Here is a 16,056-nt window from a genome sequence, read left to right as displayed (position 1 = left end):
AATAGTGCTACACCTTCGCTGTGCCATAGCCATTCCCCGGGAAAGGAGACACGGTATCCATGAAGTGTTTCACTCGGGCCAGCAGGTTTGCCATCCCTCTGCATTGATGATTGCGCGTGATGGTTTCATGTAACTTGTGCCATAGCCGTTCTATGTGATTAACCCAAGGGCTGTAAACTGGCTGGAACACCAGGCAGAACTTGGGATTCTTCTTCAACCATCGCTCGGTCTGTTTGCTTTTGTGAATGATGTAGTTATCGAGGATCAACGTGATGGTTTTGGCTCGTCGGTAGTGGTGGCGCAGCTTTTCCAGCATGGCAATAAACAGCGATGAGTTTTTCTTGATCCCGCTGACGTAAAGTACCCTTCCGTTGCCTGCGTGGAGAACGCCTGCCAGATAATGCTTGGCATTCTGCCCCGGTGTGACAACCCGCTTTTGCTGCGCTCTGAACATCCAGTCGGCTCCTAATTTGGGATTGAGGTCTATATCGACTTCATCCTCATAAAACACCGGATTATCGGCATCACAGCGGGCCAGCGCGGCGTCGATATTCGCCATTTTTTCCTGATAGGCTGGGTCTTTTATCCGCAAGGTCGGCACGGGCCTGCGCCAGACAATGCCCATACGAGGTAACCATCGGCGGAGCGTGGAGGCTGCCACATTGAGCCCTGTTAACCGATTGATTTTTATAGCCAATAGTTCAGTACACCAACGGCTGCGCTGATAACCAAAATCTTGCGGAGAAAACTGCATGAGCAGCACCAGTAGGGTGACAATCTTGGCGATAGGTAAGACTGGGGCACGGCCAGCCGGTAAGGCTTCTAGCGCATCTATGCCTTCATCTCGATACCACCGAAGCCAACGACCGATGGTCGAGCGCGCAGCGCCGGTAAGGTGATGAACATCGGTGATCGTGCGTCCTTCATGTAACAGCAAGATGGCCATCAAGCGACGAGCATGTCCTTTATCACGGGTGGCATGGATGATTTTGTGAATGCGGCGCCGTTGTGGTCGTGGCAGAGGTGGTAGGATAGGCATCAACTCAGTCCTTTGGGTGTGGCTTGTTTTGTTTAGCGACTAATCAGATCGCACAAACTGGACTGAGTTCCCTTCCTCCGGTGATCTACTATTCGGAACAGCTATTTAGAAGGTTTTTATGTACATAAAAGAACCTGATTACCCATGATTAGCAGTCAGTTACCACGAACTATACTGATCTTACGTACAGTTATCGAGGTGCGAGATCATGGCCAAAAGCAAAATCCAATTCCAGAAAGGCTACAGCCTGTTTGAGTTTCTCAAGGACTATGGCACTGAGGCTCAGTGCGAAAACGCGCTGTTCACTTGGCGTTTTCCTAAGGAAGGTGCGAATAAGCGGGGAAATTCTTCTCGGCTGACTCAGTCATTTCATTTTTTCAGTTTGAGCCGATCTTTTCTCCCGTAAATGCCTTGAATCAGCCTATTTAGACCGTTTCTTCGCCATTTAAGGCGTTATTCCCAGTTTTTAGTCATGTACAGAACCTTAAGCGGCAAGCGAATTAATAATACCGTCTAACGTGTTGTTTTGCTTGGATTTTCTCTGCCTACTCTTTTTGCCGTTTTTGGATAAATACACCATTGCCCACTCCAACTTCTCTGTTATTTCCTGCCACGCACCATGGATGATGCTCGCCAATATCGGCATTAACCAAAGCGCGCTGTTTTTGGCAATCTTCAGCATCGATAACTCCGCGCTGCCAATCAGCGTCAGCGCCAGCCGACGTTTGACCAGCAAGGCCAGCAAACTAGCCCAGATCAAGCCTTCCGCTATCGCTTTTTGTCGTGTCGCGAACGCCTTCAACCGGTTATGTGATTTCAGCTCTTTGAACAACAGTTCGATCTGCCAACGGCAACGATACAATGCCATCACCTTCTCGGCTGGCCATCGCTCACGCGGAAGATTGGTCATCCATATACAGAACCGTTTTTCCTCTGCAAACCAACGTCTTATGAGTCGATATTTATACTTTCCCGAACTCACATCCAGATCCAGAACCTCGGCTCTGCAGCTTCTCCGATCGATATCCTTGAGCTTTTTTCCGAGTAACTTGGGCATTTCCCTGCCGTCCTGTCGGTAAGCTGCCTGTACTTTGGGATTGAGATTTTGACTCCCTCTGACCAGATAGCTTCCTTTGGCTTTGGTCACATCAGCAAAGTACTCGCGGCTGATGTAACCGGCATCCGCCAATAACAGTTTGTTATTTAACGAATTTGCGGCCGGAAGATGCTTGCGCTCCGATTCGGTATCCGCAGTGATACTCATCGATATCGGCGACTGGTCCAGCAAGGACATGGTCATATGACACTCTACCGCAGCGGGGCTGTGCTTATTGAATCGGCCCGGGAAATGTTCTGCCAATTGCGGATGTAACGCGAATGACGACCCGTCCTGCAGCAGTACCTGCTCAAAGCCTGCCAGTCCGTGGGCGTCCGGTAGACACTCCTTGAGGCGTAAGGCGATGGCTCGTTCAACCAGTGCGCGCATGAACAAGGGAAAACCCTGCTTGCGTAACTGGTTGTGAAAGGGTTTATACGCTATTTGGTCAGTATCATGGAGCTGCAACGCATTGAAATGGCGATGCAAACCAGCAATACCATCCACCTTGTCGCAACCAAGCCCTGAGAGCAGAGCCGGGAGTAGTCTCGCAGGCTGGATATCCCGGAGTCGCTGACAAAAACCGGTAAATTTACCGATCCGGTTGAGTTCAGAAGAGCTAAGAAGTTGCTTGAGGTACTGGGTTGCATTGATAATAGTCATGGCTTCGGGCGTGTCGGTTTTTTTTTGCGATTAAATCAGATCACAAACGAAGCCTTTTTTCTATCTATTTCAATTGGTTGTAGCTAAAGATCCTGTACATGAGTTTTTAGTGAGATCTCTCCCACTGACGTATCATTTGGTCCGCCCGAAACACGTTGGCCAGCGTGAATAACATCGCCAGTTGGTTATCGTTTTTCAGCAACCCCTTGTATCTGGCTTTCACGAAGCCGAACTGTCGCTTGATGATGCGAAATGGGTGCTCCACCTTGGCCCGGATGCTGGCTTTCATGTATTCGATGTTGATGGCCGTTTTGTTCTTGCGTGGATGCTGTTTCAAGGTTCTTACCTTGCCGGGGCGCTCGGCGATCAGCCAGTCCACATCCACCTCGGCCAGCTCCTCGCGCTGTGGCGCCCCTTGGTAGCCGGCATCGGCTGAGACAAATTGCTCCTCTCCATGCAGCAGATTACCCAGCTGATTGAGGTCATGCTCGTTGGCCGCGGTGGTGACTAGGCTGTGGGTCAGGCCACTCTTGGCATCGACACCAATGTGGGCCTTCATGCCAAAGTGCCACTGATTGCCTTTCTTGGTCTGATGCATCTGCGGATCGCGTTGCTGCTCTTTGTTCTTGGTCGAGCTGGGTGCCTCAATGATTGTGGCATCGACCAAGGTGCCTTGAGTCATCATGACGCCTGCTTCGGCCAGCCAGCGATTGATGGTCTTGAACAATTGGCGGGCCAGTTGATGCTGCTCCAGCAGGTGACGGAAATTCATGATGGTGGTGCGGTCCGGCAAGGCGCTATCCAGGGATAACCGGGCAAACAGACGCATGGAGGCGATTTCGTACAGAGCATCTTCCATCGCGCCATCGCTCAGGTTGTACCAATGCTGCATGCAGTGAATGCGTAGCATGGTTTCCAGCGGATAAGGTCGCCGGCCACTACCAGCCTTGGGGTAAAACGGCTCGATGACTTCCACCATGTTTTGCCATGGCAGAATCTGCTCCATGCGGGACAAGAAAATCTCTTTTCTGGTCTGACGGCGCTTACTGCTGAATTCACTGTCGGCGAAGGTAAGTTGATGACTCATGATGAACCCTGTTCCATGGCTCCAGATGACAAACATGATCTCATATCAGGGACTTGTTCGCACCTTCCCTAACGGTGTTCTCGTGACAGCTCTTTGACTAGGCCTTTCTAAGGCCATTCTGATAGCCCTGACTTCCTGAAAAGCCATGGCTAAAATTTGTGCGGCTAAAAGGGATAACCGATGGTAAAGTAAGTTATCCCTGTCGAGATACTGAAAAGCGTTATCCTCGTTTTTCCCAAAACTGTTTTGCCAGTTCGCTCAGAGCGCTAGTTAACTGAGCGACAGATTTCGCACTTTGCAAATTATTCTGCCCGGTCTGTACATTGGTATCAGCAGCATCGCGTATATTGTTAATACTGCGGTTGATGTCTTCACTTACTGCTCCCTGCTGCTCGACCGCAGTCGCTATTTGCGCGTTCATGTCGGTAATTTCGTTAACACGTTGGCCAATTCCATCAAGAGCTGTAGCTGCTTCCTCTGCGTGAGCTACACTCGTGTGCGCTTGCCGACCACTTTGCTCCATGACTGTAACAGCGGATTGCGCTCGCTCTTGTAGAGCGCTGATCATGCTTTGAATATCCGTTGTCGATTGCTGGGTGCGAGCAGCAAGACTGCGAACCTCATCGGCGACAACAGCAAAACCACGCCCCTGCTCACCAGCACGCGCGGCCTCAATTGCTGCGTTGAGTGCCAACAAATTCGTTTGATCGGCGATCCCTCGTATAACGTCAAGAATTTTTGATATCTCGTTACTTTGACCTTCAAGCTCATGAATAACCTGAGCGGCTTGCCTAATTTCACCTTCAAGGGCAGTGATTGACTGGCTTGTGTGGGCTACCAGACGCTGGCCAGATGCCGTCTCAGTGTCTGCTCTTCCGGCCGCATCTGCAGCATGCTGTGCATTGCTCGCAACCTCTTGAATGCTTGCAGTCATTTGGTTTACTGCCGTTGCTATTTGATCTGTCTCTGCCTGCTGCTCAACTGTAAGTACATTGCTTGACTCAATATCCTTTAGTAGGCCTCGGGTGTGTTCGCTAAGCCGATTTGATGCATCATCTATGCGACCTACTACGGCGCCTGTTTCAGCTTGCATCATTCGTAAAGCAAACTCTATTTGGCCAAACTCATCGGTGCGCCCAGTGTAGACGGATTGACTTAATGGGTTATTGGAAATATTCCTGGCTCTTTCAACCAGTCTTCCAAGAGGAGAGAGAATAGCCAAAACACTAACAGAGCTTAAGCTTCCTGACATTAAAGTAGCTAACAATAAGCTGTTTATTGATGTATCAGTAAGCATGCCGGCAGCCATTGCGCTTGATATAATACTACCCCATATGAGCAAGAGTATTTTCACGGAAAAGCTAGCAACCCATTTCGGCCTCGCGGCCTTCCCGCTTCTCAATTGAGCATATAATTTTTCCGCAGCCAAAACCTGCTCAGGTTCAGGCTTGGTCCTTACAGACTGGTATTCAACAATCGAACCATTCTTAGCTATTGGCGTTACATAAGCACTTACCCAATAGTGGTCGCCATTTTTACAGCGATTTTTTACTAGCCCCATCCATGAGCGGCCAGATTTTAATGTACTCCACATATGCTCAAATGCAGCAGGCGGCATATCTGGGTGTCTTACGATGTTGTGAGGCTGGCCTAATAGTTCTTCCTCAGTGAAACCACTGATTTTAATGAAGTCAGGATTAACGTACGTGATATGGCTTTGAGGGGAGGTAGTCGAAAGAATATTGGCATCTTTTGGGAGTTCTAAGTTTCGACCCGTCACTGGTAAATTCTGGCGCATAAGAGCCTCAAGAGTTGGCTGTTTTATTTTATTGTGTTCGGCATTAAGCCCAATTTCTTTAGCGTTACGATAAAGCTAGCATGGACACGATAGGTGCAGCAAGTTAAGGGTTGCATTGCGCATGTAAATCTAGGTTATACCCTAACTGGATGTCAGGCAAGGCCGCGCCGCTTCGTCAGAATAGAGTCATCTTTCGCATTTTTTGACACATGCCCGCGAAGGTCATAGATTTCAGCCTGACAGAAACGGGGTTTGAGGCACAACGGAACAGAAGGAGCACTTAAGCCGCCTTCAACCAAGGAGACATCGTGCAGGGGCACCGCATCTGCTACGTCCGGGTCAGCAGCTTCGACCAGAACCCGGAACGCCAGCTGGAACAGACCCAGGTGAGCAAGGTGTTCACCGACAAAGCCTCGGGCAAGGACACCCAGCGCCCCCAGCTCGAAGCGCTACTGAGCTTCGTCCGCGAGGGCGACACCGTGGTGGTGCACAGCATGGATCGTCTGGCCCGCAACCTCGACGACCTGCGCCGCCTTGTACAGAAGCTGACCCAGCGCGGCGTACGCATCGAGTTCTTGAAGGAGGGGCTGGTATTCACCGGCGAGGACTCGCCGATGGCCAACCTGATGCTGTCGGTGATGGGGGCCTTCGCCGAGTTCGAGCGTGCGCTGATCCGTGAGCAGCAGCGCTACCGGGCCAGCGGCCTCAACCTGGTGACGGCGGCTATCGTGCTGTGGAACACGGTGTACCTGGAGCGCGCCACCCAGGGGTTGGTCGAGGCCGGCAAGCCGGTGGACGGCGAGCTGCTGCAATTCCTGTCGCCTCTGGGCTGGGAGCACATCAACCTAACCGGCGATTACGTCTGGCGGCAGAGCCGCAGACTGGAAGACGGGAAGACGGGAAGTTTCGGCCCCTACGGATGCCCGGAAAACCTTAGCGTACGATTTTTTCCGAATTCTGCGGGCTCCCCTAAATCGAATGTCAGCAAGCTCTTGAACGCCGCAGACGGGAAGAAGCTGAATAAGCAACACATTGAAGCACTGAGCAAGCGGTTCCGTGTTTCCCCACCCTTGTTCTTTTAGCCTGGAAGGTTCGCCGCCGGGCCGGTGCCGGGGATGGCCAGCGGTTTGCCTGGTGCGGGAGTCGCCGGTCACCCCTCAATGTCTTGGTGCGACATTGAGCGCCGGGGGGCTGGTGTTTCGCCTGGGAGGTTCGCCGCCGGGCCGGGGCCGGGGATGGCCAGCGGTTTGCCTAGTGTTCTAGTTCACATCCTTCCCGCTAAGATAGCGTTGGAGCCGGTCCCTACGTGCCCGCCAATGGATCGCCCGTGACATTGCCGCTGCGGATCCACAGGTACCGAAACACAGCCACATGAACGGGCCCCATCCCGCAAAAATCAGCCCGCCGCACATACCGATAACGGAACCGATCACAAACGACCGGCAGATGTCCCTACCCTCAAACGTTATTCGCACAGCCTTCCCTCACTCATAAAAAAACCGCCTTGGAGGCGGCTTTATCGGCCTAAATAACTGATCCCAATAGTGCTACACCTTCGCTGTGCCATAGCCATTCCCCGGGAAAGGAGACACGGTATCCATGAAGTGTTTCACTCGGGCCAGCAGGTTTGCCATCCCTCTGCATTGATGATTGCGCGTGATGGTTTCATGTAACTTGTGCCATAGCCGTTCTATGTGATTAACCCAAGGGCTGTAAACTGGCTGGAACACCAGGCAGAACTTGGGATTCTTCTTCAACCATCGCTCGGTCTGTTTGCTTTTGTGAATGATGTAGTTATCGAGGATCAACGTGATGGTTTTGGCTCGTCGGTAGTGGTGGCGCAGCTTTTCCAGCATGGCAATAAACAGCGATGAGTTTTTCTTGATCCCGCTGACGTAAAGTACCCTTCCGTTGCCTGCGTGGAGAACGCCTGCCAGATAATGCTTGGCATTCTGCCCCGGTGTGACAACCCGCTTTTGCTGCGCTCTGAACATCCAGTCGGCTCCTAATTTGGGATTGAGGTCTATATCGACTTCATCCTCATAAAACACCGGATTATCGGCATCACAGCGGGCCAGCGCGGCGTCGATATTCGCCATTTTTTCCTGATAGGCTGGGTCTTTTATCCGCAAGGTCGGCACGGGCCTGCGCCAGACAATGCCCATACGAGGTAACCATCGGCGGAGCGTGGAGGCTGCCACATTGAGCCCTGTTAACCGATTGATTTTTATAGCCAATAGTTCAGTACACCAACGGCTGCGCTGATAACCAAAATCTTGCGGAGAAAACTGCATGAGCAGCACCAGTAAGGTGACAATCTTGGCGATAGGTAAGACTGGGGCACGGCCAGCCGGTAAGGCTTCTAGCGCATCTATGCCTTCATCTCGATACCACCGAAGCCAACGACCGATGGTTGAGCGCGCAGCGCCGGTAAGGTGATGAACATCGGTGATCGTGCGTCCTTCATGTAACAGCAAGATGGCCATCAAGCGACGAGCATGTCCTTTATCACGGGTGGCATGGATGATTTTGTGAATGCGGCGCCGTTGTGGTCGTGGCAGAGGTGGTAGGATAGGCATCAACTCAGTCCTTTGGGTGTGGCTTGTTTTGTTTAGCGACTAATCAGATCGCACAAACTGGACTGAGTTCCCTTCCTCCGGTGATCTACTATTCGGAACAGCTATTTAGATGCCCAGTCATATTCATTGGTTGCCGTTTTTGATGCAGATCAAAGGGATAAAGTCCAAAATTTAAGTGGAAAATTTGTAGGTGTCAGCTGTTTGCCTGCTAATGAGAAAGTCGCACCAGAAGTTGAATTATGGACTGCTCTTGAGAGTTATAGTGATGAGATATGCCATAGGCTGGGTATTGCTAACAGTGAGAATCTATTACTTGCAATATCAAGTTATGAATCTGATGACCACCACGATCGCTTGTATTCAGTCTCTAGCGATCTATCTATCTCATTTGAAACTCTTGTCAGTAGCATAGTTCATGTATGGTGTGAGAGAAATCCGATCCCCATATTGAAGTTTATATTATCATTGAAATTTTCTCGCGTTGCTGTAAGTCTTGAAGATATATCTTCTTATATTGGTAGTATTTCTACTGTAACATTATCAGATGTATTTGGAATTGAACTTGAAGATAGTGATTGCTCATATAAATTACTTTATGATGGTGTCAATTTAAGCCTTGCAAGTGTGGAATAAAGTGAGGCTGCCTATAATGGCAGCCTCTTTTCATAATGATTTATAAAAATCATCTAAATTTCTATGATTACGTAGAGCGGAAATTCCATCTTCCACATGAGCTGCCCATGCTTTTATCCACTCTTTATGATCCAAGTCAGGATAAATCATCTGCAGGGTGAGCTCGGTCACAACCAGTGTTTCTCCCAGCCAGGTTATTTTGTCGAGGACTAGGCTGCCATCTAGTTTTTTATGATCAGGATGGTAGCGAAAATCAGTTTCCACTGAACGAAAAAAAGCCAGGCGAGCTGCCACATTGGGAGTGATCCCGGTATTGGCTTTTAATCGTTTAAGCTGCTCTTCCGTTTGGCGGGTGAGCTGCATGCGATTCGGGAGCATTAATAAACCTCCTTGGCTTGCACTTGGGCAGGACTCTCTTTCCAGAAGTAGCCCTTGGTCCTGACTCTTATACACAAGTAGCGTCCTGAACGGAACCTTTCCCGTTTTCCAGGATCTGATCTTCCATGTGACCTCCTAACATGGTAACGTTCATGATAACTTCTGCTCTTCATCGTGCGGCCGACTGGGCTAAATCTGTGTTCTCTTCGGCGGCGCTGGGTGATCCTCGCCGTACTGCCCGCTTGGTTAACGTCGCCGCCCAATTGGCAAAATATTCTGGTAAATCAATAACCATCTCATCAGAGGGTAGTGAAGCCATGCAGGAAGGCGCTTACCGATTTATCCGCAATCCCAACGTTTCTGCCGAGGCGATCAGAAAGGCTGGCGCCATGCAAACAGTCAAGTTGGCTCAGGAGTTTCCCGAACTGCTGGCCATTGAGGACACCACCTCTTTGAGTTATCGCCACCAGGTCGCCGAAGAGCTTGGCAAGCTGGGCTCTATTCAGGATAAATCCCGCGGATGGTGGGTTCACTCCGTTCTCTTGCTCGAGGCCACCACATTCCGCACCGTAGGATTACTGCATCAGGAGTGGTGGATGCGCCCGGATGACCCTGCCGATGCGGATGAAAAGGAGAGTGGCAAATGGCTGGCAGCGGCCGCAACTAGCCGGTTACGCATGGGCAGCATGATGAGCAACGTGATTGCGGTCTGTGACCGCGAAGCCGATATTCATGCTTATCTGCAGGACAAACTGGCGCATAACGAGCGCTTCGTGGTGCGCTCCAAGCACCCACGCAAGGACGTAGAGTCTGGGTTGTATCTGTACGACCATCTGAAGAACCAACCGGAGTTGGGTGGCTATCAGATCAGCATTCCGCAAAAGGGCGTGGTGGATAAACGCGGTAAACGTAAAAATCGACCAGCCCGCAAGGCGAGCTTGAGCCTGCGCAGTGGGCGCATCACGCTAAAACAGGGGAATATCACGCTCAACGCGGTGCATATTCCGGCCGATCATGAACACCAATTCCGATTCAACGTGAACACCATTTCCGGACCAATGTGAACGCTCATTCCGGTTCAACCTGAACACTTCGCCCCTCCTTTCCGGAAACAGTGTTCAACATCCCGGAATCACTGTTCACATTCACCGGAATCATCCTTAACGCATTGATTTAAAAACCTTTGATACGCTCTCCCTTTTGCCAGGGAAGAGCCTATGTCTGCCAAGAGGATTGCAATGCGTAAAATTCGTGAAGTGCTGCGACTGCGGCTGGAAGCTGACCTCTCTGTTCGCCAAATCAGTATCTGTACCAAGGTCAGTGTCGGCTCCATCCAGAAACTCCTCAAAAGTGCCCAGGCGCTCGGCCTTACCTGGCCCTTACCTACCGAGCTTGATGATGGCCGACTGGCTGCCCTGTTCTATCCGCAGGCCGATACCACCATCTCGGCCCGCCATGTTGTGCCGGATTGGCCCTCTGTCCATCAGGAGCTCAAGCGCAAGGGGGTCTCCAAACAGCTGCTCTGGGAGGAGTACACCCAGCGCTATCCCAATAGCTGTTACAGCTACTCCCAGTTTAGATTGGCCCCTTGAAGATCCAGACACTTCGCCCCTCTTAACTTAAGAGGTAGTCTTGGAGCTATGTTCAGTACTAGTCACAACGAGAAGATGGTCGAAGTGTTAACAGGGGCCGAGCGCCGTCGACGCCGGACTCCACAAGAAAAGATCGCCATCGTGCAGCAGACCTTTGAGCCCGGGATGACCGTCTCTCATGTTGCTCGCTTGCACGACGTCAACGCAAACCAGCTTTTCAAATGGCGTAAGCAATTCCAAGAAGGGTCTCTCACGGCGATCACCGCCGGTGAGGATGTTGTTCCTGCTTCCGAGTTGGCTGCTGCCATCAAGCAGATCCGAGAGCTTCAGCGTCTGCTCGGGAAGAAGACCATGGAGAACGAGATCCTCAAAGAAGCCGTGGAGTATGGTCGAGCAAAAAAATGGATTGCGCATGCGCCCTTGTTGCCGGGGGACGACGATTAAGTGCTGTGAGCCAGGCTCTTAATGTATCGCGTGCGCAGCTATCCGTTCGTGTTCATCGAAAACCGGGTTGGCAAGATGGTCGTCATCATCGCCAGCGTGATGATGCAGCCTTACTTGGCCGTATCATGGAGGCGATGGCAGAGCTTCCCTCCTATGGCTATCGCCGGGTCTGGGCGCTGTTACGGCGTCAGTCTGAGGCAACAGAACAACCTGTGGTAAACGCTAAGCGGGTATATCGCGTCATGCGCGAGCATGGCTTGCTGCTGGAAAGAAAACCAGCTGCACCATTGGCCCAGCAGGCACATAAGGGGTGTGTTGCCGTCAAGGAGAGCAATCGACGGTGGTGCTCAGATGGCTTCGAGTTTCGCTGCGATAACGGTGAAAAACTACGAGTCACGTTCGCCATGGACTGCTGCGATAGGGAGGCGTTGGACTGGGCGGCCAGTACTGGGGGTTACGATAGTGACACTGTGCAAGATGTCATGCTGAGGTCTGTCGAACGTCGCTTTGGGGATTCGTTGCCGGCATCACCGGTGGAGTGGCTGACTGATAATGGCTCGGCGTATCGCGCCCATGAGACCCGCGCGTTTGCACGAGAAATCGGGTTGGAGCCCAGAACGACAGCAGTGAGAAGCCCACAGAGTAACGGTATAGCGGAGAGCTTCGTGAAGACGATGAAGCGAGACTATATCGAGATGATGCCAAAACCGGATAGCCGAACAGCGGTAGGCAATTTGGCTATTGCGTTTGAGCATTATAACGAGCACCACCCGCACAGCGCCTTGGGATACCGTTCACCACGGGAATTTCTGCGCAGTCGGGTATCACAACCCTAAGCGGGAAAAAGTGTCTGGATCTATGGGGTCAAATCCACAGTTCTGTGACCGTTACAAGTCCTGGTGTCAGTTGCAAAAGCGCTCCATGCGCCAGATCCACAAGGCGGGGGAAAAGCTCTTTATCGACTACTGCGGGCCCACGGTGCCCATCGCCTCGCCCTCCACGGGTGAGGTCCGTCAGGCACAAGTCTTTGTCGCCGTGCTCGGTGCGTCCAACTACACCTTTGCCGAGGCCACCTGGTCCCAGTCACTGCCGGACTGGCTGCAAAGCCATGTCCGTGCCTTTGAGTTTTTCGGCGGGACACCGGTACTGCTGATCCCCGACAACCTCAAGAGCGGTGTCAGCAAGGCTTGCCGATACGATCCCGAGCTCAACCCCAGCTACCAGCAGTTGGCCGAGCACTATCAGGTGGCGGTGATGCCAGCTCGCCCTTACAAGCCTAAGGACAAAGCCAAGGCCGAGGTGGGTGTGCAGATCGTCGAGCGCTGGATCCTGGCTCGCCTACGCCATCAGACCTTCTTCTCGCTTGCCGAGCTAAACCAGTGCATCCGGGCTTTGTTGAATGAGCTCAACGAGCGCCCGTTCAAGCAGCTGCCCGGTAACCGACGCGAGGCGTTTGAGCAGTTGGACCGCCCGGCACTGGGGTCACTACCGGTGCATCCCTATCGCTATGTCGCCATCAAAACGGTCAAGGTCAACATCGACTATCACGTCAGCTATGAGCAGCACCATTACTCGGTGCCGCACCAGTATGTGGGTCAGCAACTGGAGCTCCATGCGGGCGATACCCTGCTTCAGGTCTATCACCAGCAACAGCTGGTCGCGAGCCATCCGCGTAAAACCATCCCGGGGATGAGCACACTCCCTGAGCACATGCCGGAACGTCACAGCAAGCAGCAACGCTGGACGCCAGGGCGTCTTAAGCAGTGGGCTGCCGACATCGGACCGGGCACCTTGTGCTGGGTTAGCGAACGGCTGGCAGAGAAAGCCCATGCCGAGCAGGCATACCGACTCTGCCTGGGACTGCTGAGTCTTAGCCGGGAGTATCCGCCATCACGAGTCGAAGCCTGTTGCCAGCTGGCCAACCGGGAAGGACTGGTGCGGCTCAAGCAGCTCAAGTCGGTGCTGACCAGTGGCCGCGACCAACTGTCCGCAAGTCCGCTCAGTTATCCAGAACTGCCGCAAGAGCACGAGAACATCCGCGGCCCCCAGAGCTTCCACTAAAGAGGATACGTCCCATGACCCAACAAACGCTGACCCGCTTGAGACACCTGAAACTGACCGGCATGGCGGATGCCGTGCAACAACAACTGGAACAGGCAAGTACCTACGAAGGGCTGCCCTTCATCGAGCGGCTAAGCCTGCTGGTCGAACACGAACAACTGAGCCGGGAGCAGCGTAAACAAGCTCGGCTGGTCAAGCAGGCGAGGCTCAAACTCCAGGCCACGGTGCAAGAGGTGGACTACCAGTCTGCACGCAACCTGGAGCGGTCACAGGTGGCAAACCTGGCCCAAGGAGAGTGGCTGCGCCGGGGCCAGAACCTGCTCATTACCGGCCCCTGTGGCTGCGGAAAAACCTACCTAGCCTGTGCGCTGGGCTACCAAGCCTGTCAGCAGGGGCACAGCACTCGTTACTACCGGCTGCCGCGTCTGCTACTTGAGCTGAGCCAGGCCAAGGTAGATGGCAGTTACGCCAGACTGCTGGGTCAACTGGCAAGGATAGAGCTGCTGATCCTGGATGACTGGGGACTGGAAGCGGTGAATGCCGAGCAGCGCAACGCCCTGCTGGAGATCATGGATGATCGGTACGGGAAATACTCGACGGTCGTGGTCAGTCAGCTGCCAACGGAAGAGTGGTACGCGAGCTTGGGGGACAACACTCTGGCAGATGCGATCCTGGACCGGCTGATGCACAACGCTCACCGGCTGTCACTGAAGGGAGAATCGATGAGAAAGAGGAGAAGTGAGTTGACCCAATCTGAACACTCGAGTTAGAAACGGGGTGACGTGAGCGCGTTAAGGATCAGGGTGTTCACGTTGGCCGGAATGGCTGTTCAACTTCGCCGGAATACGCACGCGGTGCTGGCCGAGGAGATTAACCCGCCCAAGGGTGAGACCCCGTTGAAATGGTTGTTGCTGACCAGCGAACCGGTCGAGTCGCTAGCCCAAGCCTTGCGCGTCATCGACATTTATACCCATCGCTGGCGGATCGAGGAGTTCCATAAGGCATGGAAAACCGGAGCAGGAGCCGAGAGGCAACGCATGGAGGAGCCGGATAATCTGGAGCGGATGGTCTCGATCCTCTCGTTTGTTGCGGTCAGGCTGTTACAGCTCAGAGAAAGCTTCACGCTGCCGCAAGCACTCAGGGCGCAAGGGCTGCTAAAGGAAGCGGAACACGTAGAAAGCCAGTCCGCAGAAACGGTGCTGACCCCGGATGAATGTCAGCTACTGGGCTATCTGGACAAGGGAAAACGCAAGCGCAAAGAGAAAGCAGGTAGCTTGCAGTGGGCTTACATGGCGATAGCTAGACTGGGCGGTTTTATGGACAGCAAGCGAACCGGAATTGCCAGCTGGGGCGCCCTCTGGGAAGGTTGGGAAGCCCTGCAAAGTAAACTGGATGGCTTTCTTGCCGCCAAGGATCTGATGGCGCAGGGGATCAAGATCTGATCAAGAGACAGGCCCTGACGCAGGGCGCTCATCGCCTTCGGGGCCTGGCGAAAGGCATCGGCATGGGAGGATGGTGTGACAAGCAGTAGCAGGAGTCCCCAGCTCCAGGTGCAGAGTCTCTGCATGATGGATACCTCGTCTTTCGTATCCGCAAGATATAGGTGCGATATGGGGGGGTTGCCAGCCAGGAGATGGAACATCTGGTTATGTGTTCGGCCATCAGAGATGAAAACGGTATGGAACTTTTGGCAGAGAAGGAAAAGACTCTGGCGACGAACGCCAGGTGGCTGCACTTCGCGATCCTCTTCTCCATGGCACAATTCAAATTGATAGATTTATTATTTTTGTGGCAATAGACTGCCGATCTTGCTGCCTAACGCCTTGTATTTGCATGATGTTAGTCAGCTTGTCGATAAAATAGAAATGGGGGGCGCAATCGAACCGATTGCATCCTTCGTCATGATTGGGAAGCGCATATGGTTGATTCAATCGAGGTCTCTGTCGTGGTGCCCGCCAAGGATGAGCGGGACAATCTGGCCCCCTCATCGGCGAGATCGATGCCGCGTTGGCGGGGAAATACAGCTACGAGCTGATCTATGTGGACGATGGCAGCGAGGATGACAGCTACGCCCTGCTCTGCGGTCTGAAGGCGCAATTCCCCGCGCTGCAGGTGGTGCGTCATGCGAGGGCCGTCGGCCAGAGCATGGCGGTACTGAGTGGCGTGCGCCACGGCCGCGGTGACTGGCTGGTGGTGCTGGATGGCGATGGTCAGAACGATCCGGCCGACATTCCCGCCATGCTGGAGGAGGCCAGGCGTCGCTTCGCCTCGGACAAGCACCAGGTCGGGCTCATCGGCCATCGCGTCAATCGGCGCGATGACTGGGTGAAGCGCCTCTCGTCCAAACTCGCGAACGGTTTTCGCGATCTGCTGCTGCGGGATGGCATCCCGGATACCGGCTGCGGCCTCAAGGTGGTGCGCCGTGACTGGTATCTGCGCCTGCCCGGCTTCAACCATATGCACCGCTACATCCCGGCCCTGATCCAGGCCCAGGGTGGCCGCATGTCCCCCTGGCCGGTCAACCACAGACCCAGGCAGGCGGGTGTCTCCAAATATGGCGTCTGGAACCGGCTCTGGGTCGGGTTGGTGGACGTGGTCGGCGTCTGGTGGTTGCAGCGCCGCTCCAAGGTGGTCGAGATCAGGGAGACATTGGAGTGATCGATGCCCTGCTTTCGATGCCGTCGAT

General features: G+C 53.3%; 10 protein-coding genes and 7 pseudogenes. 11 read left to right on the top strand and 6 right to left on the bottom strand.

The annotated features are described in order from the left end of the window. Positions 1–7 precede the first annotated feature (7 nt). The gene (locus C2U47_RS09665; protein ID WP_001809438.1) at positions 8–1,039 is read right to left on the bottom strand and encodes an IS630-like element ISAhy2 family transposase; all 1,032 of its coding nucleotides are present in this window, start codon (positions 1,037–1,039) and stop codon (positions 8–10) included. Between the two features lie 208 nt (positions 1,040–1,247). Here C2U47_RS09665 and C2U47_RS22860 point away from each other — a divergent pair. Then, positions 1,248–1,376 (top strand): annotated as a pseudogene (locus C2U47_RS22860) (IS1595 family transposase); the annotation flags it as partial. Between the two features lie 147 nt (positions 1,377–1,523). Here C2U47_RS22860 and C2U47_RS09655 read toward each other — a convergent pair. The 3 genes from C2U47_RS09655 to C2U47_RS09645 all read right to left on the bottom strand — a co-directional run bounded on the left by C2U47_RS09655 (position 1,524) and on the right by C2U47_RS09645 (position 5,683). Beyond that, positions 1,524–2,798, bottom strand: a complete 1,275-nt coding sequence (locus tag C2U47_RS09655; protein ID WP_011191341.1) for an IS4-like element ISApu2 family transposase — start codon at positions 2,796–2,798, stop codon at positions 1,524–1,526. A 106-nt stretch (positions 2,799–2,904) separates the two neighbouring features. Further along, positions 2,905–3,885 (bottom strand): IS5-like element IS5 family transposase, encoded by a 981-nt coding sequence (locus C2U47_RS09650; protein WP_233735881.1) that lies wholly within the window; start codon positions 3,883–3,885, stop codon positions 2,905–2,907. A 220-nt stretch (positions 3,886–4,105) separates the two neighbouring features. Continuing rightward, entirely contained in the window at positions 4,106–5,683 is a 1,578-nt protein-coding gene (locus C2U47_RS09645) for a methyl-accepting chemotaxis protein (protein WP_103261616.1), read from the bottom strand. 308 nt (positions 5,684–5,991) lie between these two features. On the opposite strand from C2U47_RS09645, the pseudogene C2U47_RS23750 reads away from it, so the two are divergent. After that, positions 5,992–6,312, top strand: a pseudogene (locus C2U47_RS23750) (recombinase family protein); the annotation flags it as partial. Between the two features lie 48 nt (positions 6,313–6,360). Further along, positions 6,361–6,620 (top strand): annotated as a pseudogene (locus tag C2U47_RS23745) (Tn3 family transposase); the annotation flags it as partial. Positions 6,621–7,230: 610 nt separating this feature from the next. On the opposite strand, the gene C2U47_RS09635 reads toward C2U47_RS23745, so the two are convergent. Beyond that, entirely contained in the window at positions 7,231–8,262 is a 1,032-nt protein-coding gene (locus C2U47_RS09635; protein WP_001809438.1) for an IS630-like element ISAhy2 family transposase, read from the bottom strand. 126 nt (positions 8,263–8,388) lie between these two features. On the opposite strand from C2U47_RS09635, the gene C2U47_RS22855 reads away from it, so the two are divergent. Further along, on the top strand, positions 8,389–8,895 hold the full coding sequence (locus tag C2U47_RS22855; RefSeq protein ID WP_158657403.1) for a hypothetical protein: 507 nt from the start codon (positions 8,389–8,391) through the stop codon (positions 8,893–8,895). 30 nt (positions 8,896–8,925) lie between these two features. Here the strand turns inward: C2U47_RS22855 and dndE are convergent, their stop codons facing one another. Further along, entirely contained in the window at positions 8,926–9,273 is a 348-nt protein-coding gene (dndE, locus tag C2U47_RS09630) for a DNA sulfur modification protein DndE (RefSeq protein ID WP_103261614.1), read from the bottom strand. A gap of 152 nt (positions 9,274–9,425) precedes the next feature. On the opposite strand from dndE, the pseudogene C2U47_RS09625 reads away from it, so the two are divergent. The 7 genes and pseudogenes from C2U47_RS09625 to C2U47_RS09590 form a co-directional block, all read left to right on the top strand. After that, positions 9,426–10,271 (top strand): annotated as a pseudogene (locus C2U47_RS09625) (IS4-like element IS50R family transposase); the annotation flags it as partial. Positions 10,272–10,490: 219 nt separating this feature from the next. Next, positions 10,491–10,850, top strand: a pseudogene (locus C2U47_RS09620) (IS21 family transposase); the annotation flags it as partial. Between the two features lie 90 nt (positions 10,851–10,940). Next, positions 10,941–12,145, top strand: a protein-coding gene (locus C2U47_RS09615) for an IS3 family transposase (RefSeq protein ID WP_086008128.1) whose coding sequence is annotated in 2 segments (ribosomal slippage) — positions 10,941–11,259 and positions 11,259–12,145 — 1,206 coding nt in all. Because the reading frame shifts where the segments join, the coding sequence is not laid out codon by codon here. Between the two features lie 28 nt (positions 12,146–12,173). Further along, positions 12,174–13,370, top strand: a pseudogene (gene istA / locus C2U47_RS09610) (IS21 family transposase); the annotation flags it as partial. Between the two features lie 14 nt (positions 13,371–13,384). Beyond that, positions 13,385–14,140, top strand: a complete 756-nt coding sequence (istB, locus tag C2U47_RS09605; RefSeq protein WP_000194037.1) for an IS21-like element ISAs29 family helper ATPase IstB — start codon at positions 13,385–13,387, stop codon at positions 14,138–14,140. Between the two features lie 78 nt (positions 14,141–14,218). Continuing rightward, positions 14,219–14,812 (top strand): annotated as a pseudogene (locus C2U47_RS09600) (IS4-like element IS50R family transposase); the annotation flags it as partial. Between the two features lie 565 nt (positions 14,813–15,377). Continuing rightward, the gene (locus C2U47_RS09590; protein WP_233735880.1) at positions 15,378–16,028 is read left to right on the top strand and encodes a glycosyltransferase; all 651 of its coding nucleotides are present in this window, start codon (positions 15,378–15,380) and stop codon (positions 16,026–16,028) included. Positions 16,029–16,056 lie beyond the last annotated feature (28 nt).

Origin of the sequence: Aeromonas sp. ASNIH7 (genome assembly GCF_002903485.1) — a bacterium.
GTDB lineage: Bacteria > Pseudomonadota > Gammaproteobacteria > Enterobacterales > Aeromonadaceae > Aeromonas > Aeromonas caviae.
This window is presented reverse-complemented; position numbering and strand designations above follow the sequence as displayed.